The following is a 2,995-nucleotide window of genomic DNA, read 5'->3' as shown; positions in this document are numbered from 1 at the left end:
GCTGACCGGACGACCGACTACGCCCGCGCGGTTGTTGCCGGGGAGATCATTGCTGGGCCGCACGTGCGCAATGCCTGTCGCCGACACCTCGACGACCTCAAGCGCTCCGACGGGATCCAGTTCGATCTCGAGGCTGCAAACCACGCCTTCGGGTTCTTCGAGGAGGTGCTGAAGCTTTCCGAAGGCCAGTTCGAGGGCCAGCCCTTCCGGCTGGAGCCGAGCCAGGCCTTCATCATCGGCAGCCTGTTCGGGTGGAAACGTGCCGACGGCCGACGGCGATTCCGCCGCGCGTACATCGAACAGGGCAAAGGTAACGGCAAATCGCCGGTCGCGGGTGGTATCGGCCTGTTCGGGATGACGGCGGCCGGGGAAGCTGGCGCCCAGATCTATGCGGCGGCGGCCAAACGGGAACAGGCGGGCATTCTCTTTGCCGACGCGGTGAAGATGGTCCGTCAGTCGCCCGCTCTCGCGCGGCGGCTGGAATTCTCGGGCGGTCCCGGGCGCGAATTCAACATCGCGCACCACGGATCAGGATCGTTTTTCCGCCCGGTGTCGCGCGATACCGGCAAGACCGGCTCGGGACCGCGCCCCTATTTCGTGCTGGCCGATGAGATCCACGAGCTGCCAGACCGCTCGATCATCGAGATGCTGGAACGCGGCTTCAAGTTCCGGCGCGAACCGTTGCTGTTCATGATCACCAACTCGGGGTCCGATCGCAATTCGGTGGCCTGGGAGGAACATGAGCACGCGGTGAAGGTCGCGGCCGGTAACATCGATGCGCTGACCGACCCGACCTATCTGGGCGAAGTCCTCGACGACACGACATTCAGCTACGTCTGCGCGCTCGACGAAGGCGACGACCCGCTCAATGATCCGGCCTGCTGGATCAAGGCCAACCCGCTCCTGGGCGTGACCATTACAGAGGAATATCTCACCGAGGTCGTGGCGCAGGCCCGGGCCATTCCCGGCCAGCTGAACGGTATCCTGCGCCTGCATTTCTGCGTCTGGACCGACGCCGAGACCGCCTGGATGACCCGGGCGACGCTCGAGCCGCTGCTGGCCGATTTCGAGCCGAAGCCCGGCGCCAAGGTCTGGCTCGGACTCGATCTCAGCCAGAACCGGGACATCACTGCGCTCGCCGCCGTGCAAAGGACCGGCGAAAAGGACGGCAAGCCCTGTTTCGATGCCTGGATCGAGGCCTGGACGCCCGGTGACACGCTCTCCGCGCGCACTCTGCGCGACAAGCAGCCCTACGACGTCTGGGTGCGCGAAGGTTTCCTGCAGGCACCGCAGGGCGAGAACATCAATTTCCGGCACGTTGCCCAGGCACTGGCCGAATATGATCGCGATTACGACGTCCAGATGGTCGCCTACGACCGCTATGCCTTCCGCCGGCTGGAAGAGGACATTGCCGAACTCGGCCTCGACATGGAGTTCGTCGAGCACCCGCAGGGCGGCACCAAGCGCGGCAAGCCGACCGATGCCATGAAACTGGCCGCCAAAAGCCAGGACCGCGAACCGCAAGGCCTGTGGATGCCGGGATCGGTCCGCCAGCTTGAAGAGATGATGCTCGAGGGCCGGATCCGGCTGAAGCGCAACCCGGTGCTGGTCTCGGCCATCATGTCGGCGGTCATCGAGACCGACCGCTGGGACAATTACTGGCTCTCCAAGCAGAGGGCCCTGAACAAGATCGACGCAGCCGTCGCGCTGTGCATGGCAGTGGGGGCGGCGATGTCCAGTAACACCGGCGGGACGATCGACGACTGGCTGAAGAGCCTCGCCGCGTGAACCTGCTGCAAAAGGCGGTCAGCTACCTGGCCCGCTCGATCGGCCTCACCGACCCGTTTCTCTACCGCGAACTGGGTGCGCGCCCGAGCGCCAGCGGCGAAATCGTCAGCACCACCTCTGTCTTGGGGCTGGCTGCGGCCTGGGCCTGCGTCAACCTGCTGGCCGGCACGATCGCCTCGCTGCCGCTCATGGTCTATCGGACGAAAGGGGGCGCACGGACGGTGGCGGACGATCATCCGCTCTACCGGATCCTGCATGACAGCCCCAACGCTGACCAGACCGCGCTCGATTTCTGGGAGTTCATCTGTGCCAGCGTCGAGCTGCACGGCAATGCCTATGCCGAGGTGATCCGGGCCGGCAACGGACGGGTGATTGCACTGGGCGTGCCAGTCGCCCCTGAACTGATGGCCGTGCGCCGCCGCGATGACGGTGCGCTGGAGTATGAATGGGTGGACCAGGGCGTCCGCCATGTCGTCGGCCAGGACCGGGTGCTGCACATCCGCGGCTTCGGCGGCAATCCGCTCGGCGGTCTCTCGACGCTGAGCGCCGGCCGTCAGTCGTTCGGGCTGGCCCAGGCGATCGAGCGGGCCTCGGGCGACACCTTCCGCAACGGGGTGCGCCCGTCGGGCCTGCTGAAAACAGCGGATACGCTGACGATCGACCAGCGCCGGCTGGCCGAGGAACTGCTGCAGGAGAAGTTTGCCGGGGCGATCAATGCAGGCCGACCGATGCTGCTCGATCGCGGCATGGACTGGGTCCAGCTCTCGATCAGTCCGGAAGACGCGCAGATGCTGCAGAGCCGGGCCTTCTCGGTCGAGGAAGTCTGCCGCTTCTTCGGCGTGCCGCCGTTCATGGTCGGGCACACCGAGAAAACCACCAGCTGGGGCACAGGCCTCGAGCAGCAGACCCTGGGGTTCCAGAAGTTCACCCTGCGCCGGCGCCTGAAACGCATCGAACAGGCGCTGGAAAAGCAGCTGCTGTCGGTGGCGGATCGGCTCGCCGGCATCACCATCGAGTTCAACCTGGAAGGCCTGCTGCGCGGCGACAGCGCGGCGCGCGCCTCCTTCTACCAGCAGATGCTGACCAACGGCGTCATGACCATCAACGAGGTCCGTGCCCTCGAGAACCTGCCGCCGGTCGAAGGCGGCGATGTGCCCCGCATGCAGATGCAGAACGTCCCCATCACGCAGGCTGGCCTTGCGCCGCC

2 protein-coding genes are annotated in these 2,995 nt (G+C 65.9%); both read left to right on the top strand.

The window, feature by feature from the left end; translation table 11 throughout:
* Nucleotides 1–1,788: terminase large subunit (locus tag ACK42S_RS16890; protein WP_409710288.1), on the top strand; the 1,788-nt coding region annotated here is incomplete at its 5' end.
* Nucleotides 1,785–2,995 (top strand): phage portal protein (locus tag ACK42S_RS16885; RefSeq protein WP_409710285.1); only part of this gene is annotated, 1,211 nt, incomplete at its 3' end. The genes ACK42S_RS16890 and ACK42S_RS16885, both read left to right, overlap by 4 nt.

The sequence above is a fragment of the Caldimonas sp. genome, assembly GCF_046289365.1.
GTDB lineage: Bacteria > Pseudomonadota > Gammaproteobacteria > Burkholderiales > Burkholderiaceae_C > Caldimonas.
The sequence above is the reverse complement of the archived record's forward strand: the minus strand, read 5'-3'. Positions and strand labels throughout refer to the sequence as shown.